The sequence below is a fragment of the Helicobacter sp. genome (genome assembly GCF_014799995.1).
Classification (GTDB): Bacteria; Campylobacterota; Campylobacteria; order Campylobacterales; family Helicobacteraceae; genus Helicobacter_D.
The window spans coordinates 96,354-118,884 of record NZ_JAAVGY010000040.1 but is presented as its reverse complement, the minus strand read 5'-3'; the positions used below and the strand labels follow the sequence as shown (position 1 = coordinate 118,884).

The 22,531-nt window shown below is 39.9% G+C and carries 21 protein-coding genes and 1 pseudogene; 16 read left to right on the top strand and 6 right to left on the bottom strand.

The features are described from left to right. Positions 1-25 precede the first annotated feature (25 nt). Complete coding sequence (locus HDT10_RS06030; RefSeq protein ID WP_290881145.1) at positions 26-1,783, bottom strand: saccharopine dehydrogenase family protein; 1,758 nt, start codon at positions 1,781-1,783, stop codon at positions 26-28. Between the two features lie 155 nt (positions 1,784-1,938). Here HDT10_RS06030 and HDT10_RS06025 point away from each other — a divergent pair, with 155 nt between their 5' ends. After that, positions 1,939-2,565 carry a superoxide dismutase gene (locus HDT10_RS06025; RefSeq protein WP_290881143.1) on the top strand — a complete coding sequence of 209 codons (627 nt, stop codon included), beginning with the start codon at positions 1,939-1,941 and terminating at the stop codon, positions 2,563-2,565. Positions 2,566-2,675: 110 nt separating this feature from the next. Here the strand turns inward: HDT10_RS06025 and HDT10_RS06020 are convergent, their stop codons facing one another. Then, positions 2,676-4,517, bottom strand: a complete 1,842-nt coding sequence (locus HDT10_RS06020; RefSeq protein WP_290881140.1) for a hypothetical protein — start codon at positions 4,515-4,517, stop codon at positions 2,676-2,678. Continuing rightward, positions 4,518-5,597, bottom strand: coding sequence for a hypothetical protein (locus HDT10_RS06015; RefSeq protein ID WP_290881138.1), 1,080 nt, complete (start codon positions 5,595-5,597; stop codon positions 4,518-4,520). A 323-nt stretch (positions 5,598-5,920) separates the two neighbouring features. Here HDT10_RS06015 and HDT10_RS06010 point away from each other — a divergent pair, with 323 nt between their 5' ends. Continuing rightward, the gene (locus HDT10_RS06010; protein WP_290881136.1) at positions 5,921-6,067 is read left to right on the top strand and encodes a hypothetical protein; all 147 of its coding nucleotides are present in this window, start codon (positions 5,921-5,923) and stop codon (positions 6,065-6,067) included. Between the two features lie 71 nt (positions 6,068-6,138). Here HDT10_RS06010 and hisS read toward each other — a convergent pair whose 3' ends face one another. After that, positions 6,139-7,443: a histidine--tRNA ligase gene (gene hisS / locus HDT10_RS06005; protein WP_290881133.1), complete on the bottom strand. Its 1,305-nt coding sequence runs from the start codon at positions 7,441-7,443 to the stop codon at positions 6,139-6,141. Between the two features lie 139 nt (positions 7,444-7,582). On the opposite strand from hisS, the gene rpmE reads away from it, so the two are divergent. The 14 genes and pseudogenes from rpmE (at position 7,583) to HDT10_RS05935 (ending at position 20,729) form a co-directional block, all read left to right on the top strand. Further along, entirely contained in the window at positions 7,583-7,786 is a 204-nt protein-coding gene (rpmE, locus tag HDT10_RS06000) for a 50S ribosomal protein L31 (RefSeq protein WP_138123170.1), read from the top strand. Between the two features lie 18 nt (positions 7,787-7,804). Further along, the gene (gene rsmI / locus HDT10_RS05995; RefSeq protein ID WP_290881128.1) at positions 7,805-8,638 is read left to right on the top strand and encodes a 16S rRNA (cytidine(1402)-2'-O)-methyltransferase; all 834 of its coding nucleotides are present in this window, start codon (positions 7,805-7,807) and stop codon (positions 8,636-8,638) included. Positions 8,639-8,671: 33 nt separating this feature from the next. Next, positions 8,672-9,358: a 23S rRNA (guanosine(2251)-2'-O)-methyltransferase RlmB gene (rlmB, locus tag HDT10_RS05990; RefSeq protein WP_290881125.1), complete on the top strand. Its 687-nt coding sequence runs from the start codon at positions 8,672-8,674 to the stop codon at positions 9,356-9,358. Then, positions 9,345-10,274, top strand: a complete 930-nt coding sequence (locus HDT10_RS05985; protein WP_290881122.1) for a hypothetical protein — start codon at positions 9,345-9,347, stop codon at positions 10,272-10,274. Before rlmB ends, HDT10_RS05985 begins: the two co-directional genes overlap by 14 nt. Then, on the top strand, positions 10,268-11,119 hold the full coding sequence (locus HDT10_RS05980) for a hypothetical protein (protein WP_290881120.1): 852 nt from the start codon (positions 10,268-10,270) through the stop codon (positions 11,117-11,119). The genes HDT10_RS05985 and HDT10_RS05980 overlap by 7 nt, the downstream gene beginning before the upstream one ends. Before the next feature lie 19 nt (positions 11,120-11,138). Further along, on the top strand, positions 11,139-12,350 hold the full coding sequence (locus HDT10_RS05975; RefSeq protein ID WP_290881117.1) for an LL-diaminopimelate aminotransferase: 1,212 nt from the start codon (positions 11,139-11,141) through the stop codon (positions 12,348-12,350). Positions 12,351-12,361: 11 nt separating this feature from the next. Next, positions 12,362-14,857 carry a heavy metal translocating P-type ATPase gene (locus tag HDT10_RS05970; protein ID WP_290881115.1) on the top strand — a complete coding sequence of 832 codons (2,496 nt, stop codon included), beginning with the start codon at positions 12,362-12,364 and terminating at the stop codon, positions 14,855-14,857. Between the two features lie 24 nt (positions 14,858-14,881). Continuing rightward, complete coding sequence (locus tag HDT10_RS05965) at positions 14,882-15,382, top strand: hypothetical protein (RefSeq protein ID WP_290881113.1); 501 nt, start codon at positions 14,882-14,884, stop codon at positions 15,380-15,382. A gap of 165 nt (positions 15,383-15,547) precedes the next feature. Continuing rightward, positions 15,548-17,242, top strand: a complete 1,695-nt coding sequence (gene ilvD / locus HDT10_RS05960) for a dihydroxy-acid dehydratase (RefSeq protein ID WP_290881111.1) — start codon at positions 15,548-15,550, stop codon at positions 17,240-17,242. A 103-nt stretch (positions 17,243-17,345) separates the two neighbouring features. Continuing rightward, the gene (locus HDT10_RS05955) at positions 17,346-18,161 is read left to right on the top strand and encodes a site-specific DNA-methyltransferase (protein ID WP_290881108.1); all 816 of its coding nucleotides are present in this window, start codon (positions 17,346-17,348) and stop codon (positions 18,159-18,161) included. Next, positions 18,152-18,727 (top strand): Hpy99I family type II restriction endonuclease, encoded by a 576-nt coding sequence (locus HDT10_RS05950; protein ID WP_290881106.1) that lies wholly within the window; start codon positions 18,152-18,154, stop codon positions 18,725-18,727. The genes HDT10_RS05955 and HDT10_RS05950 overlap by 10 nt, the downstream gene beginning before the upstream one ends. Positions 18,728-18,841: 114 nt before the next feature. After that, positions 18,842-18,964 carry a hypothetical protein gene (locus tag HDT10_RS05945; protein ID WP_290881104.1) on the top strand — a complete coding sequence of 41 codons (123 nt, stop codon included), beginning with the start codon at positions 18,842-18,844 and terminating at the stop codon, positions 18,962-18,964. Further along, positions 18,964-20,016 carry an N-6 DNA methylase gene (locus HDT10_RS05940; RefSeq protein ID WP_290881101.1) on the top strand — a complete coding sequence of 351 codons (1,053 nt, stop codon included), beginning with the start codon at positions 18,964-18,966 and terminating at the stop codon, positions 20,014-20,016. The genes HDT10_RS05945 and HDT10_RS05940 overlap by 1 nt, the downstream gene beginning before the upstream one ends. Positions 20,017-20,042: 26 nt before the next feature. Further along, a pseudogene (locus HDT10_RS05935) lies at positions 20,043-20,729 on the top strand (R.Pab1 family restriction endonuclease). On the opposite strand, the gene HDT10_RS05930 reads toward HDT10_RS05935, so the two are convergent. Both HDT10_RS05930 and guaB read right to left on the bottom strand, forming a co-directional pair. After that, a complete protein-coding gene (locus HDT10_RS05930) occupies positions 20,726-21,061 on the bottom strand; it encodes a hypothetical protein (RefSeq protein WP_290881098.1) in 336 nt (111 codons plus the stop codon). The pseudogene HDT10_RS05935 and the gene HDT10_RS05930 overlap by 4 nt on opposite strands. Positions 21,062-21,072: 11 nt before the next feature. Next, complete coding sequence (gene guaB / locus HDT10_RS05925; RefSeq protein WP_290881095.1) at positions 21,073-22,524, bottom strand: IMP dehydrogenase; 1,452 nt, start codon at positions 22,522-22,524, stop codon at positions 21,073-21,075. Positions 22,525-22,531: the final 7 nt, after the last annotated feature.

Genomic DNA, 22,531 nt, shown 5'->3' with positions numbered 1-22,531 from the left:
ACGCCATAGCACCATTAAGCAAGTTTCACCCTCTCCCATCTTCTAGCACTTTTGCCTCTCCATTAGATTCTATTTCTAGCACGACATAGGGTAATCCTTGCTTGTTTAGCTCACGCATAAAGGGGTCTGGGTCGTTTTGCTCCATATTCCACACACCCGCACCTCGTGCAGAATCCACACCTTGCGCCTCGCCTCCCTGTGGCATATCTTTATTAAACTCCAAACGCTCGGCATTGAAAGATTCCATATTAGAATCTAAAGAATGTGTATCTTGCTTAAGATTTGCAGGTTGCGCCGAAAAATCCAATTGAGATAAGTCTGTGCGCCTATCGATTGAGGATTTTTCAAGCTCCTGCGAAGGTTGAGTAAGAGACACATTCTTGCTCGCCCCAACGCCCCACTTACCCTCGCATATCAACTTCGCGCCAATCATCGCAGGCACGCCTGTCGTATAGCTCACGCCTTGCGCATTCACTTCCGCGTAGCATTTCTCGTGCTCGCATACATTATAAATATAAATCGTGCGCTCCTTGCCGTCTTTCACGCCGCGCATATAGCAGCCGATGTTCGTCTTGCCCTTCGTGCGGCTTGCTAGGCTCGCAGGGTCGGGCAACAAGGTCTTTAGCACCTCGATAGGCACGATAAACCCGCCCTTGTGCAGCACAGAATCCACGCGCAAAAGCCCGACATTCTCGAGGCATTTCATGTGCGTGAGGTAGCTCTCGCCAAAGGTCATAAAGAAGCGGATTCTCTTGAGCCCCCGCACATTGCGCACCAAAGATTCCAATTCCTCGTGATACAAAAGATAGCTATTTTTCGCGCCTACTTCGGGGTAATCCCATTCTTTCATCAAAGCCAAAGGCGCAATGTCGCGCCACTGCCCGCCAAAATATCCCTCAACCTTCAAATCTTGCGTGTTCGATTCAAGCGCAAAATGCTTCTCTGCACGCTCAAACTTGCGGTAAATCGTGTCTTGTTGCAAGTCGGGATTGAGGCTCAAATCGGTTTGGGAGACAAGAGAAATGGCAGAATCCGTTCGGGATTCCAAACTTTGCGCCTCGCGTTCTAAGATTGTAGATGAATTTTTAGGGTTGTGCGAGGTAAGCGAGTGAGATGTATTAGACATACATCGCAACGAAGCGTCCGCTGCACTCCCTAAAAAGTCGCTACAAGCTGAACGCGAAACCCAATACCGCGCCTTGCTACTTACTTCACGCAAATTGATTTCAGGATTAAAGTTTGTCGCAAACGCATAGCCGTGGTCGCCCGCGTTGCAATCCAAAATATCAATGCTCTCTATCTCGTCAAAATAATGCTTCTGCGCATACGCACAAAAGACATTCGTAGCACCCGGGTCAAAGCCGCTACCAAGCAGCGCGTAAATCCCCGCTTCTTTGTAACGCGCGTCATACGCCCATTGCTCCTTATACTCAAAATGCGCGGAATCTGGGTGCTCATAGTTTGCAGTATCCAAATAATGTGTCTTTGTGCGCAAACACGCCTCCATAATCGCCAAATCCTGATAAGGAAGCGCGACATTCACCACGAGTTTTGGGCGATATTTCTCAATCAAAGCCACAAGGGATTCCACATTATCCGCATCAACTGCATCAATCTCAATTTCGCCCAAGCCTTTCGCGCGGATAGAATCTGCGATTGCGCGGCACTTTTCGAGCGTGCGCGAGGCAAGCACAATGCGCGAAAACACCTCGCGATTCATCGCCATTTTGTGCGCCACAACGCCGCCAACGCCACCTGCTCCGATTTGTAAGACCACTGCCATTTTAGAATCCTTAATGAAAGAAAATTAGTCAATTTTACAAAACATTAGTTTAAAAATTTCAAGGCATTGCGAGAATTAAATACAGAAATCTTAGATTTTCTGCGCTATAATTTCATCTCAAAACTTTATGTTTTAATTTATTTTAAGGAAAAACCATGTTTAAATTACGAACCTTACCATTTTCAGAAATTGCGGGCTTAGTGAGTAAAGAAACCTGCGAATATCATTATGGCAAACACCATCAAACCTACATCAACAATCTCAACAACCTGATTAAAGGCACAGAGTTTGAAAGCAAATCTTTGTTTGAGATTCTCACTCAAGCACAAGGTGGATTGTTCAATAACGCGGCACAAGTCTATAATCACGATTTTTATTGGGATTGCATTACTCCTGCAACAAGCGCAAGAAGTGCGGAGCTAGAGGAAGCTATCAAGGTTAGTTTTGGGGATTTGGCAAAATTTAAAGAAGCATTCCTGAATGCTGCTACAACACTTTTTGGCTCTGGTTGGTGCTGGGTTGTCTATAATCCTGACACCAAAAAGCTAGAAATCAAACAAACTAGCAACGCACAAACTCCTGTAACTGATAAGCTAATCCCTGTGCTTGTCGTAGATGTATGGGAACACGCCTATTATATTGACCACAGAAACGCGCGTCCGGCATATTTAGAGCAGTTTTTTAATCATATTAATTGGGAATTTGTTTCTAAAGTGTTAGAAGCAGCAAAGAAAAATGGTTTAGAAGCCGTCAAAGAATACACAAAGTCTCTTCATTCCTAATTTGTAGATTCCAAGCCTTAGGATTCTCTTAAGGAATCCTGCTTGGGTTCAAAGCACAATCATAAACCTAAGTATAAAACTTCCTCATAGTATAAACTCTTATGCTACTTTTAAGCCTCTAATGCGAAACTTCGCTCTTTATTCAGATGATTAATTGTATAGAGATTATAGAGATTCTCCACTATCATTTCTTGCTTTTGTCCAGCAACAGAAATCGCGAATCCTAGAAATTTATTATTATTGTCCATTAGTTTATGAATCATTTGCGCACCAATGTCTTGCAGGCTTACAATGTCATCACCTTGCTTGATTCCATATTCGCTAAAGTCAATCTTGCTTAACTCCTCATCATTCATACTTTGTGCCGCCAAGCTTATACTTGCTCTCTCGCCTCTTTTGGTGATATAAAGCTCTCCTGTCTCATTATAAAGTCCCTCTACTAGAATCTCGCGTCCCGAATCAAAGCGAAGTAGAATCCGCCCATCTTTTTCAAGCCTCATAGAAGTTACCGCATCTGCATCTTGCATAGCCGCTACGACTTCCTTGCTCAAAATTGGGTCATCTAATGCGTTTTTTATGCTCTCTAACCGCTCCTCACTAAATTCTATTCCAGCAATATTATAAAACTCCTGCTTGATTGCACTCATTTGAGTAGATTCCTCTAGTGATTCTACTTTATCCTTTATAGCACTATCTACTAGCTCATTATTAAGCAGACTCTCTTTTGCGCCCATAAAGCTATTTTTCGCCGCATAATAGTCATCATACAGCTTCGCAAATGCCTCTTTATACCGCTCCTCATAGCTTGGGCGATTTTTACCATAAATCCGATTCCATTTTTCCTCAAACTCGCGTATATTTGTCCCCTCATAAAAAGGCGATGGACGTGAGCCATCATCTAGTCTATCTACCACCTTAAACTCCTCTAGCACTTCTACTCCTGCTAGATTCGTCTTTTTGTAAGCGAAATTTGTGATAAACTCCCCACTTGCAAAAAGGGCTTCATTGACTTCCTTGTCTTTTAAATTAATCCAACCCTCTTTATCCCCATAAGCCTCAAACATCGCCCGAATGTCTTTTTGGTCTATCTTTTTGTAATGTTGCTCGGGCGGGAAGAGGCTCATTTCCTGCCCCCTAAATGCGCGAATATCCTCATAAGGACTTAGTTTTTTATCATATGGAATCTTGCTAAAGTGAAAGTTTGAGCGATATTCTTTGATTTGCGCTAGAGTTAGCCCATCATACCCTATACTTTTATCATAGCCCTTGATGAAATCATACAAATCTATTCTGCTAACCACATCACTTAATTTTGCGATTCTTACTTCTCCATTGCCCTTATCTACACGAATTTTCAGCTTAGAAAATAGCGCGTCCTCTCTGTCTAAAAATCCGTCATTATTGCTATCAAAGTTAAAGAGATTCCCAAGCTTCCCGACATCACCCACACCTAAAGAATCGTTATCGTCAAACATATCCAAGAAAACTTCCGCATCTCCCATTGCGGTTTTTAGCTTCGTAGATTCCGCAAGTGCATTTAGTTGCAAATAATCACTGCCTGTATAATAAGCACCATTGTTTCTTGAAAATACAGAACTATAATCGCCTCTCTCATTATTAAAGTGTCCGATGTTAAAGGTATATTGACTTCCTCGAGAACTCCACACATTCTTGCCTACTAGATTTGTAAAATTGACAATATTGCGATTATTAAAGCTCTGAAAACTAGAATGAGACATTAGAAAATTATTTGCGGATTTGTTGGCAGAGTCTCTCAACTCTGCTCTATATTCTGCGTTCCATTGATACTTTCCGTTGATAATTTTTGGCTTCCCATTTTCATCTAGCTCTACTTTATTTTTAATGTTTAATCTATTTTTTATTTTTAATGCCTCATCAGAATTTACATTTGCAAACAAATGCTTTAAATCACCAGTTTTTCCCAAATACATTTAAAGTCCTATTGCATTTCTAATGTCTATTACAATATCATCGCTATCAGCATACACAACGAAAGAATCCTCTGCCAAAAATGAGGGTTGCTCCATTATCACAGCATTGATATTATCTACAAGTTCCGTGTCTAATCCAAAGACATTTTGCCTATTTTGTCTGATAAGTTTAGATTTTGCATTATAATTATTCATAAGTTCAAACATATAAATGCCGGGTTGCCAAAAAAATTCTTTCACAGGCACACAAGAATTTGGATTTACATAATTAAAAATATTGTCAAAATCTTTACCTTCTAAATCTACATTCCTTGTAAAAGTCTTAGATTTCCTCTCCTCATCTGTTGCTGTCTTCCAGCCTATTGTGTAAAGATTTGCCTGTTGAAACGCTTGGATATACACCCATTCATTGAGCGGATAGGGTTTTGTAGTATAAACTCTATCCACTGAAGTAGGAGTCAAAGCGGAGGTAATTTGCAATGTTCCATCTGCATTAATCACTGCGTGAAAGTAGTCTGTCCTCTTTGGTCCATTCCCACTATAATTACGTGAAAATATTATTGCATTTGCAAAATCTTTGTAAGAAGTCGCATATATCCACATTCCCGCGCTATTGGTTGCGGTTCTTGGTCCCCCTGTATTATCTGCTTGAAAAACTCCATCGTAGGCTTTCCTAATCTCTCCCCATTCGTCGCTATTTGCTAAAGGCAGAATCCAACTATTATTTTTATTTTCCTCTTCACCCTGTCTTATTGGAGTGCAAAAAGTTTGTTTGTTCTTTTTTGCTGCCAAATAATACAAAATCTGCGAACTGCTAGAATCTGTAACCTCTACCAAAATATCTGTATCAGGATTAAAAGTAAAAGAATTCACATCTACAATACCTTTTATTTGTATTTCGCCTTTGCTTTTCTCTATCAACCCTTTTTTGCTATTTGCTACTTTTTGTAGCACTTCTTGAAGTGCTTTGCCCTCCAAAGTCTTACCAATTTTGGCATTTTTGGGTAAATTTATCTCCATCGCATTTAAACCTAATGCCAAGCCTACACATAGAAATACAGCCAAACAAGCCTTTTTCATCGCCAATTCCTTCTTAAATTTAACTTTAAGACTCTTTTATTATAGCATTAATATCGGTATTTTGACGCAAAACTTAAGGGAGGATTATTATTTTATGGGATTCTGTATTATGGATTGCCCATAGGTTTAAAGACTTGCTTGCAAGTACTGAAGTGTTTAGCTTGTCGTCATTGCGAGGAACGAACGCAGTGAGAGACGAAGCAATCTATAATAATGCACTACCCTAAGATTTCTAAAGATTCCATTGTAAAAACTCTATTTGCAAGATTATAGATTGCCACAGCCTTTTACAAAGGCTTCGCAATGACTGAAGTGGCAGAATTATGAATGTGCTTAATTATGGATTGCTTCGTCGTTACACTCCTCGCAATGACGCAGTGGCAGAATCGCAAGTATGCACGATTATAGATCACTTCATTGCACTTTGTGCGTCTCACAATGACGCAAAGCCAACTACTACGTCATTGTGAGGATAAAGCCCGAAGCAATCCATAAATCAAACATACAGAACACTTTACAATGGAATCTCTACCAAAGCCCCCTAAGCATTGTGCAAACACTCCACAAGGGATTCCAAACTTAAATGATATTTTTGTTCCCCGCTCTCCATATTTTTAAGTGTATAAGTCCTTTGAGATTCCTCTTCCTCACCTAGCACGATGACATATTTATATCCTCTAGTATTCGCATAGGCAAAAGACTTCTTGGGTTTCACAATCTCGGGATAGACTTCTATCTTTAAGCCCAATTCACGCAAATTTTGTGCAACAAAATAACCATATTTTAGGCTCTGAAGTGGAATCAGCAAGGCATTTGCGACATTTTCACTGCGTATCAAGCCTAGCTCCTCCAGCCCTGCAAGCATTCTATCTAGCCCAATACTCGCGCCCACGCCGCTTAAAGAATCGTTAGAAAAGTTTTGTGTCAGATTATCATAACGTCCGCCCGAGCAAACAGAACCCAAGCTTGGCAAATCGTCCAATGTCGTCTCATAAATGATTCCCGTATAATACCCAAGCCCACGCGCAATAGAAAGGTTGATTTGATAAAATTCTTGAGGAATCAGAGGCTCTAATAGCTCGCAAAGTGCGAAAAGCTCATTGATACCCTCCGCTAAAGTCGCACTAAGTGTCTTATAGGATTCTAACTTATGCAAAAATTCTAATGCGCTTCCCTGCTGTCTTTGCGCAATGAAATCCAAAAGCATTACGATATTTTCACTACTTAGGGAGGTTTTAGCTTGCAATTCCTCGCACACGCTCTCTCGTCCGATTTTGTCAATCTTATCAATAATCCTTAGCACTTCAATCGTTTGTGCCTCTACGCCCAAAGATTCCATTAAGCCATTAAAGATTTTGCGATTATTGAGATGAATCGTAAAATGCTCCACGCCCAAATGACGCAAAGTCTGATAAATCACTTGGACAATCTCCGCATCACTTCCTATGCTTCGCGTGCCGATAAAGTCAAAATCACATTGTGTAAATTCCCTATATCTCCCCTTTTGCGCCCTCTCACCACGAAACACATTACCGATACAATACCGCTTAAAAGGCAAGCCTAATTCATTCTTATATTGTGAAATAAAGCGCGCTAGCGGAACGGTCAAATCAAATCGCAAGGCTACTTCGCGCCCCCCGTGGTCTAGGAAATGATACATTTCTTTTTGGATTTCCTCGCTGCCTTGTTTTTTTAGAATCTCTGCATATTCTAAATGTGGCGTCTCAATAGGAGAGAAGCCGAATCTTTCAAAGGATTCTACAATGCTTTTTAGCATTTTTGACTTCGCATAAGATTCCTTAGGAAGCCTGTCTTTAAAACCACTTAAAGTGCGTGGGGTAATCATTTTTGCTCCGATTTTATATCTAAAATAAAGCAAAAAGTTTAACAAAAATATGCTAAAGATTTTTAAAATTTATGCTAAATCTTAGTATTTTTTAGATATGATTCGCACTTTATTTTGAATTATTTTAAAGGCTTGTTTTATGAAAAAAGGAATCCACCCCGAATATGTCCCCTGCAAAGTAACTTGTGTTACAAGCGGAAAACAAATTGAAGTAATGAGTGTCAAACCTGAATTAAGAATTGATATTTCCTCTTTCTGCCACCCTTTCTACACAGGCTCTGATAAGGTTGTAGATACTGCGGGAAGAGTTGAAAAATTCAAACAAAGATACAATCTCAAATAATCCTTTATTGATTGGAATATGGTTACTTTTCTGCCAACTCCAATTGGTAATCTACAAGACATTACACTACGTACATTAGAGGCTTTGCAGCAATGCGAAGTGCTTTTGTGCGAGGATACAAGAATGAGTAAAAAGCTCATTACATTACTGATTGAACGCAATCTTTTGCCTGCAAAAGACTATCAATATTTCGCTTTTCACACGCATAACCAATCCCAATTTTTAAGTCAGATGACATTAGATTTTTTTAACCAAAACATTGGTTTTTTAAGCGATGCGGGAATGCCCTGCATCAGCGACCCCGGAGTAGAACTCGTCAGATTTTTACAATGCCATCATCTGCCTTATGAAGTTTTAGGAGGGATTAGCGCGGTAACCCTAGCAGTTGCCTTTAGCGGAATCATAGAGAAAGAATTTAGTTTCTTAGGATTCTTGCCACACAAGGTAAAAGAACGATTGCAAGCCTTGCAACAAGCCTTTAAAAGTCTTTATCCCATTGTCTTTTACGAATCTCCGCATAGATTGCTAGAGACTTTAGAATTAATGACACAAATTGATTCCAAACGCGAAGTATTTTTGGCAAAAGAGCTCACCAAAAAATACCAACAAACCTTCAAAGGCACACTGATGCAAATTCAAGAATCCTTTTTACAAAATTACGCTCAAGATTCTGCATTTCTCAAGGGTGAATGGGTGATTGTCCTTGAGAAAGCACCCCAAAATCCAGAAGAAAAAGTTTTGACACAAGAAATGTTGCTCAACTTAGAGATTCCGCCCAAAATCAAAGCAAAAATTTTGGCAAAATTAAAAGGCGGAAATGCAAGTGAATATTATGCACAATTAACAAAATAAACAAAAATTTTAAGAAAAAATAGGATAAAATCAATGATTGTTTATGGGAAGCGCATTGCTGAACTTGTTCTTTTAAAACATTGCGAAAAAATACAAACCATTTACCTTGCAAAAGAGATTGATAAAAGGCAATTTAACGCTTTTGCAAAGCTTAATGTTCCTCTATTGCGCATAGATTCCAAAAAGGCGCAAGCCTTAGCAAAAGGGGGCAATCATCAAGGCTATTTGCTAGAGATTTCCCCTCTTGAACCATTAGAATTTAACGCGATTAAAACAATGTCTTTCGTGCTTGTGCTGTGTGGCATTAACGATGTAGGGAATCTTGGGGCACTCTTCCGCAGTAGTTATGTGCTTGGAATAGATGGAATCGTTATTTGCGGCTTAAAGGAATTGAAGCAAGAAGGGGCGTTGCGCACAAGTGCAGGCGCAATGCTAGATATGCCTTTTGCAGTGGTGCATAATGCGCTAGATGTTGCCAATGAGCTTAAATTGGCTCATTTTACTCTTTATGGAACAAGTCCAAAGGGTGCGAATCTAACGCAAATACCAAAGGGCAAAAAAGCATTATTTTTGGGCAATGAAATGGAAGGCTTAAGTCATAAAATCTTAAAGAAAATGGATACAAATTTAACCATTCCGCAAAAAAGAGAATTTGATTCTCTCAATGTGAGCACAGCGGGGGCAATTTTAATAGATAGGATCATCAATGGAAGATATTGAAAAATTAAAAAAAATCGGGGCGAAAGAAATTTCCAAGCATACGCATATGGCATTAAATAAAATCCAATGTATCTTGGATTCTAACTTTGAAGAATTACACGACCACACGACAACAATCGGACTCGTAAAAATTTTAGAGCGAGAGTATAATGTAGATTTACAAAAGTGGCAAGACGAATATAATGAATTTTGCAATAGCCACGAACAAAAAACAGAAAATTTAGAAACCATCATCAACTTCAAGATTACACACGAAATCACAAAACAAAACAACTCCAAACAATACACTATTTTAGTAGCGATTGCAATTCTTTTATTGGGTGTTGGATTCTATGTCTATACTAATTTCGCTAACAATCTTATTCCAACCAAAGATTCCACTACTCAAAAATCAGTGCAGACGGAATCTCTAACCACTCAAAATACCACAGAAAGTCAGATTGAAAGCACAAGTGAGGCAGAAAATAACGCAACAAACAATGCTGATACACTCTCTCATACAGAACCACTACCAATGAATCATTCTTTAGACGCATCGGCTTCTGCACCTATGAATGAATTGCCACAAACAACTAATATAGAACAAGATTCCACACAAACCACGCAAGTTGAGCCAACCAAAGCTACAAAGGCAAGAAAGCTAGAAATTATCCCACGTTCTAATGTTTGGATTGGAATCGTTTATTTGGATACACAAAAAAAAGATTCGCTCCTCACAAGCAATGCCATTGAAATTGATTTAACGCGTCCGCAGACCATTATCACAGGACACGGAATGCTCAATTTAAATCTTGATGGCGAACTCACCAATTATAATAAAGCAGAAAAAATGCTCTTTATGGTAGATGAAGCAGGAAACTTCAGTGAAATTACGCTTGCTCAATACAACCAACACACGAGGGGATTAGGGTGGTAAAAATCTCTCAATGGTTTATCTTTGCGATTCTTTTTGACTTGCTTGCAATCCAACTTTATGCACAAACTCCTGTAATGCAAAATCCGATTGACTACAAAGTAATGCAACTTTTAGGAGTGCAAGAATATAAGACAAATCAAAAGTTTATCCAACGACTTTTTAGCAATCAGGGGTATTTTTTAAATGACGCAAAGCAGCCAGATTTATATAAAATTTCTAATACACTCAAACAAAATGGACTCTTAAAGCTAACTTTTAAACAACCAATGGAGCTTGAAGTATCTTTTACCGTAAGTGAAAATCCAGCAACTTTTACAAGCATATTATATGATATATTAAATGAAATGGGATATTATTATTTCTTACTCAAAGAAAGTTTGCTAGAGGAGCAGAAATTTAAATTCATTCTCTCTATGAACACAGAATATGCAATTGACCCAACGCTTTTACAAGAAAAATTATATCATTATGGTTATAGAGTGCAAAGCATCGAACGAAGCAGCATTCACCAATGGAATTACACGATTACCAATAATACATTCCAATATCCAAAAGCCACCAAATTGACAACCAATGAGACAAATCACAAAGCAAATTTAAAAGGCGAGTATTGGTATCAAGTTGAGCAAGGCAAACGTCTAGAAGTCAAATCAAGCAATGGGGTCTTATGGTATCCCAAATTGATATTTTTTGATAAAAATTTAAATATTTTAGAAATCACAAGCAGCCAAAAATCCTCACAAACCATTCAAAAAGAGATTCCAAAGGGAGCAATGTTTGTGAAAATCACTGATACCTATTTGCCCATTACAACCAAAAATGGATTAGATGTTATGCTAAAATAAATCCAAATAAGGAGAAAAGATGTTTGAAGAAATTGAATTTGAAAAAATCAAAAGATTGCCCAAGTATGTCTTCGCTGCCATTAATGAAATCAAATTAAAAATGCGCCAAGAAGGCGAGGATGTGATTGATTTTAGTATGGGAAATCCTGATGGCGCAACCCCAAACCATATCATTGAGAAACTCTGTGAAGCAGCACATAAACCCAAAAATCACGGCTATTCCGCAAGTAAAGGAATCTATAAACTGCGTCTTGCGATTGCAGATACTTATCAGCGCAAATACGGAATCTCTCTCAATCCAGATACACAAGTTTGCGTTGCTATGGGCTCTAAAGAGGGCTATGTGCATCTAGTGCAAGCCATTACAAACCCCGGCGACACTGCAATCGTAGCAGAACCCGCCTATCCGATTCATTATTATGCTTTTATGCTAGCAGGTGCAAATGTGGCAACCTTTGGGCTAAAATGGAATGAAAATTATGAATTGGACGAAGAGGCTTATTTTGAATCCTTGCAAAAAGCCCTCAAAAATACAATGCCCAAGCCAAAATTCGTGGTAACCAATTTCCCACACAATCCTACCACAGTGGTAGTTTATAAGAGATTCTACGAAAGGCTTGTCAAACTCGCCAAACAAGAAAGATTTTATATTTTAAACGACATTGCTTATGCGGATTTGAGTTTTGGAGGCTATGTCGCTCCCTCTATCTTTGAAGTAGAAGGTGCGATAGATGTTGCGGTGGAGAGTTACACACTCTCTAAAAGCTATAATATGGCTGGTTGGCGGGTTGGCTGTATGGTGGGTAATGAAAAACTGATTGGTGCATTACAGAAAATCAAAAGTTGGCTAGATTATGGACTCTATACCCCGATTCAAATCGCCTCTACGATTGCTCTTAATGGCGACCAAACTTGCGTCCAAGAGATTGCTCATAAATACGAACATCGTATGGAAGTGCTGATTGAAAGCTTCAGTGCTGCGGGTTGGAAAATGACAAAACCCAAAGCAAGTATGTTTATTTGGGCAGAGATTCCAGATTGTGTGAAACATTTAAGCAGTATGGAGTTTTCTAAACGTCTATTACAAGAAGCAAAAATCGCAGTAAGCCCCGGCATTGGCTTTGGCAATCACGGGGACAATTACGTCCGCATTGCTCTGATAGAAAACGAAAATAGGATTCGTCAAGCTGCAAGGAATCTCAAGAAATTCTTAAAGCAATTTGAAGCATAATTATCGCCTCTATGAAAAAATCTTGCGACCATTGCCATTTAGAATTTGATGAATCAGTGCTCATCAAAACGACAATAAAGGGAGTGGAGAGGTATTTTTGCTGCAAAGGTTGCGAGGGAGTTTATAATCTTTTAAATAGCGCGGGATTAGAGGATTTTTATAGCAAACTAGGCAATAACACATTAGAACCAGCTAGCGAGGCATTACAGAATGAAAGCCTAGAATCCTTTGATTCTCCGCCATTTTTTGAACGTTATGTCCATACCAAAGACAATCTGTGCGAAATTTCTCTTATTTTAGAAAGAATCCATTGCATTGCCTGCGTATGGCTAAATGAAAAAATCCTCGCCCAAACCAATGGAATCGCAAAAGTCAATATCAATTATACCAACAACAAAGCTACGATTCTTTATGACCCCAAACAGATAAAAATCTCCCAAATCATTCAAACGATTCGGCAAATCGGCTATAATGCACACGCTTATGACCCGCGTTTGCAAGAAGTTTATGCCCAAAAAGAAAAACGTGATTATTATATCAAAATGGTAGTTGGAATCTTTTGTGTGATGAATATTATGTGGATTGCTGTCGCGCAATACGCAGGATATTTCAGCGGAATCTCAAACGAGATGCGCAATATCTTGAACTTCGCAGGGTTTGCACTCTCTACGCCTGTAATGTTCTTTAGCGGGATAATTTTTTGGCGTGGCGCGTGGATTGCGCTCAAATACAAAACTCCCAATATGGATTTACTCGTAATTAGTGGGGCAAGTTTGGCTTATCTTTATTCTATTTACGCGAGTTTTAAAGGGGGTGAAACCTACTTTGAATCGGTAACGATGATTATTACCTTTGTGCTCATTGGAAAATTCTTGGAAGTGCGAGGTAAAAAAAGTGCAGTAGATAGCCTAGATAAACTCAATGCCCAAATGCCTCTAAGCGTGCGCGTGTTGCAGATTCCACAAAAGACGGAGGCAGACAACCAAACACAACAATCTACACAAGCGAAAAATGATTCGGACACCCCTCATTCGCAGGCACAAGAATCTTTCCAAGAAACTGCGATAGAATCTGTGCGCGTGGGCGATATTGTGCAAGTAAGACCCGGGGAGCGCGTTGCACTAGATGGCGTTTTGCTAAGCGCAGAAGCCCTCTGTGATGAAAGTGCTATGAGTGGAGAATCTTTGCCACGAATCAAAAAGACAGGGGATTCCATTTATTCCGGCTCTTTGGCTCTTAATTGTCCTTTCAACTATCAAGTAAGCAAAATTTTCAAAGATTCTTTGATGATGAAAATCGTAGGGCTAGTAGAAAACTCTCTCAATGCGCGCCCCAAGATTCAAGAAGCAGCCAATCATATTTCGCGTTATTTCTCGCTTGTCATTCTCTCTCTAGCCTTTGGCACTTTTTTAGTCTGGGAATATGTGCTCAATGCGCCTTTTGAACGCTCTTTAATGGTAATGATTTCTGTGATAATCATTGCTTGCCCTTGCGCGCTTGCCCTTGCGACACCTATTGCCTCACTCATTGGACTTAGCGAATCCTTAAAGCACAAGATTCTTTTCAAGGAAGCGCGTTTTTTAGAAACCATTGCCAAAGCAAATGTCCTAGTATTAGACAAAACAGGTACATTAACGGAGGGTAAGCTAAAGGTGCTTGAAGTGCAATATTTCACACCTACAAACTCACTAGAAATTGCAGAATCTGAAACCTTACGCGCAATGCTCACACAAAACGCCCACCCTGTAAGCAAAGCCGTGCTAGAGTTTATCGGTAAAGGCAAGGAAATCACACTAGATTCAATGACGCAAATTAATGCGCGCGGAATCGTAGCAAAAATGCAAGGAAATACCTATTTAGGAGGCAATCTAGCCCTTTTAAGAGAGCATCAAGTTACGATTCCGTCTTCCTTAATGGGCGCGCAGGCAAGCGTATTTTATTTTGCCAAAGATTCTAAAATTCTCGCACAATTCACCCTACAAGACACGCTCAAACAAGATGCAAAAGAGGCAATCCAAACACTCCAATCACAAGGCATTACCTGCATTCTCTTAAGCGGCGATAACGGGTGGGCTTGTCAAAATGTGGCAAAAGCGGTTGGAATCACAGAATATTATGCGGCACAAAGCCCTCTTGATAAAGCAAATTTCATTGACAAGCTACACCAACAGGACAAAGTGGTTGTAATGGCAGGAGATGGAATCAACGATTCTATCGCGCTAGGCAAAAGCGACATTGCAATTGCAATGGGTGGGGGAATTGACTTAGCCATTAGCGTTAGCGATGTGGTTGTGCTTGATGATAGTGTGCAAGGAATCGCAGAATCTTTCCGCTTGGGACGCAAAACCTATCGTTTCATCTTGCAAAATCTCATTCTTTCTTTGCTTTATAATACCCTCACGATTCCACTTGCAATGGCTGGATTTGTGATTCCACTCATCGCTGCACTCTCTATGTCGCTTAGCTCCTTGCTTGTCGTAGGCAATAGTATGCGAATCAAAGATTAAATCCAAAATAAGGAAAGTCTAAAAATGACAGAATTTTACCAACAGCTTAATATGCTTTGTAGAGATATTCTACAAAAAGCCCCCCCCCCCGATGGCAAAATCAAGATTGCCATTTGCGGTGCTTGCGGTTGTGGCAAAAGCACTCTTGGAGGAAAATTAAGAAAACAAGGTTTTGGTGATTTCAAGCCTTATCAAATCGCAGTGATTGATGATAATGTAATGAGCCTCAATCTCTTCATTATTCGTCCAAAAATAAAAGCCCCCCCCCCCGCAGAAGTAGATAATCTCAAACCATTTTTTAGATTCCTTCCTTGGTATGTCAAACTCGTCTTTTGTATTGGCTCAAGTATCCGCCGCATAGAGTTTGCGGACATTTTAGTGCGCATTACTTGTGAAGAACAGACACGAATAGAGAGACTTAAACAACGCGAAAAAGATTCAAAAAGAATCCAATTTCTCATTAATGCTAAACCAGAAATTGAACATCTTACATACACTTATAAACTTGAGTTAGATTTGAGTTGATTCCATTTATCGCCAATCCTTGCATTGGCTTTGCACTATCATCTTAAGACACTAAATTGCTAAAAAAGATAAAGCAATCTCTAATCTTTCGGCAAAATCAATTCACAAATAGAATTCTAAAGCAAAATTTGCTAGAATCTTTACTTCAACACAAAGGAGAATTATATGCGAAGCGACATCATCAAAAAAGGATACCAAAAAGCCCCCCACAGAAGCCTTTTGCGCGCCACAGGGCTAAAAGATGAGGATTTTAACAAACCCTTTATCGGTATTGCAAATAGTTATATTGACATTATTCCCGGGCATTTTTTCTTGAACAAATACGCGCAAATCGTCAAGGACGAGATTCGCAAGGCGGGCGGCGTGCCGTTTGAGTTTAACACCATCGGCGTTGATGACGGCATCGCGATGGGGCATAGCGGTATGCTCTATTCGCTGCCAAGTCGCGAGCTGATTGCGGACTCGATTGAAACGATGATGAACGCACACGCGCTAGACGCGATGATTTGCATTCCCAATTGCGACAAAATCGTGCCCGGAATGCTGATGGGCGCGCTGCGCGTGAATGTCCCGACAATCTTTGTCAGCGGCGGACCGATGCGCGCGGGGCGGCTCGATGACGGGACGATTCTCGACCTCAATTCCAATTTCGAGGCTGTCGGCGCGTTTGCTGCGGGCAAGATTGACGAAAAAAGATTATATGAAATCGAGTGTAAATCGTGCCCAAGCGGTGGGAGTTGTAGCGGAATGTTTACCGCAAACTCGATGAACACGCTCTGTGAGGCGATGGGTGTCGCACTGCCCGGAAATGGCACGATTCTCGCCCTCACGCCCGAACGCGAGGAGCTCTTGCGCAAAGCTGCGTGCCGAATCGTGGAGATTGCACTTGATTCCGCTTTGAGCGAGAAATTTAGATTCCGCAATATCCTAAACGCCAAAGCCGTGCATAACGCGTTTGTCGTGGATATGGCGATGGGCGGAAGCACGAACACGATTTTGCACATGCTCGCAGTCGCCAAAGAAGCGGGGGTCGATTTCAGCCTCGATTCGATAAACGCAATTGCGAGCCAAGTCGCGCATATCGCCAAGATTGCGCCCGCGCTTGGCACGATTCACATGGAAGACATTCACCGCGCCGGCGGCGTCTCGGCGGTGATGAACGAGGTGGCGAAGCGCAAGGAATCGGTGCTTAACCTTGACGCACTCACGATTACTGGTGAGACGCTGGGCGAACGCATTGCGGGTGCGGAGATTGTCGACTCAAATATCATTCGCCACAATGAGAATGCGTATTCACAAGTGGGGGGATTGAAGATTCTCTATGGCAACCTCGCGCGCGAGGGCGCTGTGCTCAAGGTCGCCGCGGTGGCAGAATCGATGAAAGAGTTTGAGGGCAGCGCGGTGTGCTTCAACTCGCAAGACGAGGCGATTAAGGGCATTGCGGGTGGCAAGGTCAAGGCTGGGAATGTCGTTGTGATTCGCTACGAGGGACCAAAGGGCGGACCGGGAATGCAGGAAATGCTCGCGCCCACGAGTATGATTATGGGAATGGGGCTTGGCGAGTCGGTTGCGCTGATTACGGACGGGCGCTTTAGCGGCGCGACACGTGGGGGCTGCATTGGGCATGTCAGCCCCGAAGCGGCAGAAGGGGGGCTCATTGCGTTGATTGAGGATGGCGATAGAATCGCGATTTCGGTGAGCAAGGGGACGCTCGAGCTGCTCGTGGATTCTGCTGTTTTGGAGGCGCGTAAGGCGCGTTGGAAGCCCATCAAGAAGGAGATTCCAAGCAAATGGTTGCGCCGCTATGCACTGCTTGTGAGCAATGCGGCAAATGGCGCGGTGCTGAGGACGGAGATGTGAAGAATATAGTGATTTTTGATGTTGCAAATATTAATATATTTTTTGCAAGATATATATCATGGCAAAACCATGAATATGTTACGTTGAGGCGAAAAGGATAAAAATGACACGGGTAACCTACAAAAACCATCATCATTTATTGAATAAATTTTATGTAGATGATTGTGTGCATTTTATGCAAAATAATGTAAGCGACAATTGTGTTGATTTGATTGTAACATCTCCACCCTATGATGATTTGAGAGATTATAATGGATACAACTTCGATTTTAAAAATATTGCCAATGAGATTTTTAGAATTACAAAAAATGGCGGTGTTGTTGTTTGGGTTGTAGGAGATAAAATCAAAAACGGCAACAAAAGCCTAACAAGTTTCAAGCAGGCTTTATATTTTCAAGAAATCGGTTTCAATGTACACGATACAATGATATATGCAAAAAAAAATACGCCTTTTATGCGTTCTAATGCTTATACAAATAACCATGAATATATGTTTGTATTTTCCAAAGGAAAACCAAAATCCTTTAACCCGCTCAAAGAAGAAACGGCAAGAAGTGGTTTTGAAATGTTAGTGGCAAATAAAAAGTCAGATGGCAAGAACAATAAGGTTCTTAAAGAGCTAAAAAAAGAAAAAACAAGAACAAATATTTGGTATTATGCTGTAGGACTTGGAGGAACAACGAACGACAAAGAAGCCTTTCAACACCCCGCTGTATATCCCGAGCAGCTCGCTCTTGACCATATTTTATCGTGGAGCAATGAAGGAGATGTTGTATTTGACCCGATGTGTGGCTCTGGGACAACATGCAAAATGGCTTTTTTAGCTAAAAGAAATTTTATAGGAGTAGATATAAGCCATGAATATATTGAAATGGCAAGAAAAAGATTAGATAAATATAGGAATATCCTATGTGTTTAAAAATTGATAGTTTTGTGATTGCAAATAAACAAGTTGATAATATAGCAAAAAATTCTATTGGTGTTGTTAAGGCTCTTAATGGAAATTTTGCAATGGTTTTATTTATAGGTGTCAATGAGATTAAGAAAATGAAATATGAAGATTTGGAATCTATTGATATTTATAAAACAGGAAAGGGATTTGATGTTAAAATTTGTAATATTTGTCATATCTTAAAAAACACCAATGATTTTGAGATAAATCAAACCGATGCAAAAGGCAACAAAACTACAAGACCAAGTTGCAGAGAATGTAGAAAACAAATTGATGGCATAAAGCTTTCTGTTGCTGAAAAGAAACGAATGGACAAACTTGCGCCACCAAAAGGCAGTGTTTTCACGTGTCCAATTTGTGAAAAAAGAAGCATTGTAGGAATTACAGCAAATCTTGTTCGAGACCATAATCATGAAACAGGTGAAGGTAGAGAGTGGATATGCGATAGTTGCAATACTGGACTTGGTAGGTTTAAAGATAATCCAAAATTTTTAGAAAAAGTAATAGAATATTTGAGGCAATATGAAAAATAATATGCGAAGCCTAGAGAATTGTATATTAGATTCTAGCCTTAATGACATTGGCGACAAGGCTGAACAAAGGATTTATATGAAATAGACTTTAGTTTTTGAAATCACGCAAGGCAAATGGAAGCCTATCAAAAAGGAGATTCCAAACAAATGGTTGCGCCGCTACGCGCTGCTTGTGAGCAATGCCGCAAATGGCGTGGTGTTGAAGACAGAGATATAAAATCGCGGGATAAGAGATAATGCAAAAACACCTAAGCAAAGAACGAGCCGTTAATCTTGGTTCGTTTTATACACCCAAAAACATTGTCCAAAAAGCCTATGAGCTATTAGAAAAAAGAGTGAATCTTAAGGACTTTTTGCTTTTTGACAATGCTTGTGGCTATGGAGATTTTTTCATCGGTAATTATCAATATTTAGGCACAGATATTGATGAGATTGCCCTACAAAAAGTCCATTCTAAAATCCGCACGATTGCAACAAATTCCCTGTTAAATGTTTCGCGGCATAAATTTGGAATCTCTGAAAATGAAAATCTCATTATCATTGGAAATCCACCCTATAATGATAAAACTTCCATTATTAATAATGGCATTAAACAGCAACTTTTTGATATAGATAAAACTCTCGCGCACAGGGATTTAGGAATTTCATTCTTGCGCTCTTATGCCCTCTTAAAACCAGATTTCATCTGCGTACTTCACCCACTCTCGTATCTGATTAAAGAGAGTAATTTCAAGGCATTGAAATTTTTTAAAGAACAATATACTCTGCTTGACGGGCTTATCATTAGCTCGGAAATTTTCACCCCTCATTCTAAAACTTTCTTTCCCATAATTATCGCCCTCTACACAAAAGATAATCGGGGAATGGATTATGATTTTATCAAAAATTACCAATTTAGCACAGATGACGGGCAAAAACTGCGATTAAGTGATTTTGATTTTATCAGCAATTATGTCAAAAAGTATCCAAACCCAAAGGATAAACGTAAAGAAATCGCTTATTTTCACACCTTACGAGATATTAATGCGCTCAAACGCAATCAAACTTTTATGACGCAATGCGGCGCAAACTCTATTCGTGTATTTCAAGATAACATACAATACTACTATTACATTCATCATTTTAAGAAATTCGCCGACAAACTTCCTTACTATTTCGGTAATTTGGATATTTTTATTAATCACAAGGAGTTTCTCAAGATTGCAGATGCCTTTATGGATTCTAAGACCAATGCATGCGTGCAAGAGTACTTTGAAAAATTATTCAAGGAATATATACGAAAAATTTAAAATACAAATTTCCATTGAGTAAAGCTATGGGCAAAATTCGGATTAAAGAAAGATTTGCCTTTAGTGATTATGGAATCCCTGTCGCACCGACACAAACCATTATGACGCCCAAACACTATATTGAATGGCAAATAGGATATGATAAAGTTGTGAAGAAAAATGAAGCTTGCCATTTCATTGGTGCAAATGGAAAAACAAAACAAATTTATGAATTGAGTGAATTTTTAGATTTCGCATTATATGAAAAATGGATAGCCCATAAGGATATTGCAGAATTACAAACTAGCATACTAAATTATCAAGACTTTATAGAGCAAAAAGAAACAATCACAAGGACTAACTTTGTGAATGATAATCTCAATGGTATAGAGTTTTTGAAAGCGAGCGTAAGCTATCCCTTACTGATACATAAATTTCAAAACAATGATTTGCTTTGCGAAATTGTTGTACGTGAAAAACAATTTGCAGTAGGCACAATGCCAATGCTATATTTTTGTGTTGCATTAAGTAGCCTAAAAGATTGCAACAACCAAAGCTTTATTGGTAGGAATATTCAAAGCAATGAATGCGGCTACTTAGAAATAACAGAATAAAATATTATAATTTTCATACAAATATTTAGAATCTTTGGGCTTTTGAGTAAAGCACACCAATACGATTGTTTGCAAATTTTAGATTATTTACTTCACAAAGAATCATACAGACAATTTTAGGATTCTTCCTCCTCATCTTCCAAATCTGGCGGGAACTGAAAAAACGCACTTTCCATTTCTAGGATTCCAAAGCGATAGACGATATGCGCATTGCTTCCATTGCCACGCAAATGCTCTATTTCCGCATTCATAAATGCCTTGAGCTTCGCAATCAAAGCCACGATTTCTTTCTGCCATTCCGCACTCGTGGGGACGAAAAGCAAGTATTCTGGATTATTCAAATAAAGTTCTGGCTTATTTGCAGCAAATTCTGTCCGCAACTTCGTCAAGATTGCCTCATAATCCTGCGTGCTTGCGTGATACAAACTGTAACCAAAAAGCAACTTTGCCATTTAGACTTTTCCTAATGATTAATGTGATAGTTGGGTGCTTCTTTGGTAATCATTACATCATGCACATGAGATTCTCTAAGCCCGCTTTGCGTGATTTCTACAAACTCTGCCTTTTCCCACAATGTCGGAATATCTTTTGAACCCAAATAACCCATAGAGGAGCGCAAGCCACCTAACATTTGATGAATAATATCCGTAATTTTTCCCCTATAAGGCACGCGTCCCTCAATGCCTTCTGGCACAAGCTTTTCTTGTGCTGTTCCCTCTTGGAAATATCTATCCGCACTTCCTTTATTCATCGCACCCAAACTCCCCATACCGCGATAAGTTTTGTATTGTCTGCCTTGATAGATAATCATTTCTCCCGGGGATTCCTCTGTGCCCGCTAAAATGCTTCCAATCATTACACTAGAAGCCCCTGCGGCTAGGGCTTTTGCAATATCTCCAGAATATTTAATGCCTCCATCAGCAATTACCGGAATCCCTGCCTTTTGACAAGCCTTTGCCACCTCATCAATCGCAGTGATTTGTGGCACACCCACGCCCGCAACAATCCTTGTAGTGCAAATACTTCCCGGTCCAATTCCTACCTTTACACCATCAGCCCCTGCGTCAATCAAGGCTTGCGCACCCTCTGCTGTTGCGACATTTCCTGCGACAATATCCACCGCCAAATGCTTTTTGATTTCTTTGACCGTTTCTAAGATTCCTTTGCTGTGTCCGTGTGCCGAATCTAGCACCAATACATCTACCCCCGCTTCTACAAGGGCTTTAGCGCGGTCGTATTGGAAAACACCAATCGCCGCCCCCACACGCAAGCGTCCGAAGTCATCTTTATTAGAGTTTGGATATTCAATACGTTTTTGAATGTCTTTAATCGTAATTAAACCTTTTAAGATTCCTTTCTCATTTACCAAAGGGAGTTTTTCAATTTTATGTTTATTCATAATATTGCGTGCTTCCTCTAAACTCGTTCCAACTGCTGCGGTAATTAATGGAGCTTTCGTCATCACCTCTTGGACGCGGCGATTCAAATCCGTTTCAAAGCGCATATCACGATTCGTTAGGATTCCAATCAAATTTCCACTATCATCTACGACTGGCACACCAGAGATTTTATAATTATCCGTGATAGCTTTGGCTTGAAACAAAGTAGAATCGGGGCTAATATAAATTGGGTCAATAATCACGCCACTTTCGCTTTTCTTAACCTTTTTAATCTGTGCTACTTGTGATTTTTCGTCCATATTCTTATGAATGATTCCAATCCCCCCGACTCTTGCCATAGCAATCGCGGTGCTATATTCTGTAACTGTGTCCATTGCAGCAGAAACCAAAGGAGCATTTAAAGCAATATTGCGGGAAAATTTTGTTTGCAAAGAAACTTCTTTAGGCAAAATCTCTGAATAAGCAGGGACTAATAACACATCTTCAAATGTTAATGCGCGCATTCTAATTCTCATCGTTGCT

What these genes read in the sequence shown, in the direction of transcription:
- HDT10_RS06030 (WP_290881145.1), bottom strand. Translation starts at nt 1,783, where the DNA reads ATGGCAGTGGTCTTACAAATCGGAGCAGGTGGCGTTGGCGGCGTTGTG.
- HDT10_RS06025 (WP_290881143.1), top strand. Translation starts at nt 1,939, where the DNA reads ATGTTTAAATTACGAACCTTACCATTTTCAGAAATTGCGGGCTTAGTG.
- HDT10_RS06020 (WP_290881140.1), bottom strand. Translation starts at nt 4,517, where the DNA reads ATGTATTTGGGAAAAACTGGTGATTTAAAGCATTTGTTTGCAAATGTA.
- HDT10_RS06015 (WP_290881138.1), bottom strand. Translation starts at nt 5,597, where the DNA reads ATGAAAAAGGCTTGTTTGGCTGTATTTCTATGTGTAGGCTTGGCATTA.
- HDT10_RS06010 (WP_290881136.1), top strand. Translation starts at nt 5,921, where the DNA reads ATGAATGTGCTTAATTATGGATTGCTTCGTCGTTACACTCCTCGCAAT.
- hisS (WP_290881133.1), bottom strand. Translation starts at nt 7,443, where the DNA reads ATGATTACCCCACGCACTTTAAGTGGTTTTAAAGACAGGCTTCCTAAG.
- rpmE (WP_138123170.1), top strand. Translation starts at nt 7,583, where the DNA reads ATGAAAAAAGGAATCCACCCCGAATATGTCCCCTGCAAAGTAACTTGT.
- rsmI (WP_290881128.1), top strand. Translation starts at nt 7,805, where the DNA reads ATGGTTACTTTTCTGCCAACTCCAATTGGTAATCTACAAGACATTACA.
- rlmB (WP_290881125.1), top strand. Translation starts at nt 8,672, where the DNA reads ATGATTGTTTATGGGAAGCGCATTGCTGAACTTGTTCTTTTAAAACAT.
- HDT10_RS05985 (WP_290881122.1), top strand. Translation starts at nt 9,345, where the DNA reads ATGGAAGATATTGAAAAATTAAAAAAAATCGGGGCGAAAGAAATTTCC.
- HDT10_RS05975 (WP_290881117.1), top strand. Translation starts at nt 11,139, where the DNA reads ATGTTTGAAGAAATTGAATTTGAAAAAATCAAAAGATTGCCCAAGTAT.
- HDT10_RS05970 (WP_290881115.1), top strand. Translation starts at nt 12,362, where the DNA reads ATGAAAAAATCTTGCGACCATTGCCATTTAGAATTTGATGAATCAGTG.
- HDT10_RS05965 (WP_290881113.1), top strand. Translation starts at nt 14,882, where the DNA reads ATGACAGAATTTTACCAACAGCTTAATATGCTTTGTAGAGATATTCTA.
- ilvD (WP_290881111.1), top strand. Translation starts at nt 15,548, where the DNA reads ATGCGAAGCGACATCATCAAAAAAGGATACCAAAAAGCCCCCCACAGA.
- HDT10_RS05955 (WP_290881108.1), top strand. Translation starts at nt 17,346, where the DNA reads ATGACACGGGTAACCTACAAAAACCATCATCATTTATTGAATAAATTT.
- HDT10_RS05950 (WP_290881106.1), top strand. Translation starts at nt 18,152, where the DNA reads ATGTGTTTAAAAATTGATAGTTTTGTGATTGCAAATAAACAAGTTGAT.
- HDT10_RS05945 (WP_290881104.1), top strand. Translation starts at nt 18,842, where the DNA reads ATGGAAGCCTATCAAAAAGGAGATTCCAAACAAATGGTTGCGCCGCTA.
- HDT10_RS05940 (WP_290881101.1), top strand. Translation starts at nt 18,964, where the DNA reads ATGCAAAAACACCTAAGCAAAGAACGAGCCGTTAATCTTGGTTCGTTT.
- HDT10_RS05930 (WP_290881098.1), bottom strand. Translation starts at nt 21,061, where the DNA reads ATGGCAAAGTTGCTTTTTGGTTACAGTTTGTATCACGCAAGCACGCAG.
- guaB (WP_290881095.1), bottom strand. Translation starts at nt 22,524, where the DNA reads ATGAGAATTAGAATGCGCGCATTAACATTTGAAGATGTGTTATTAGTC.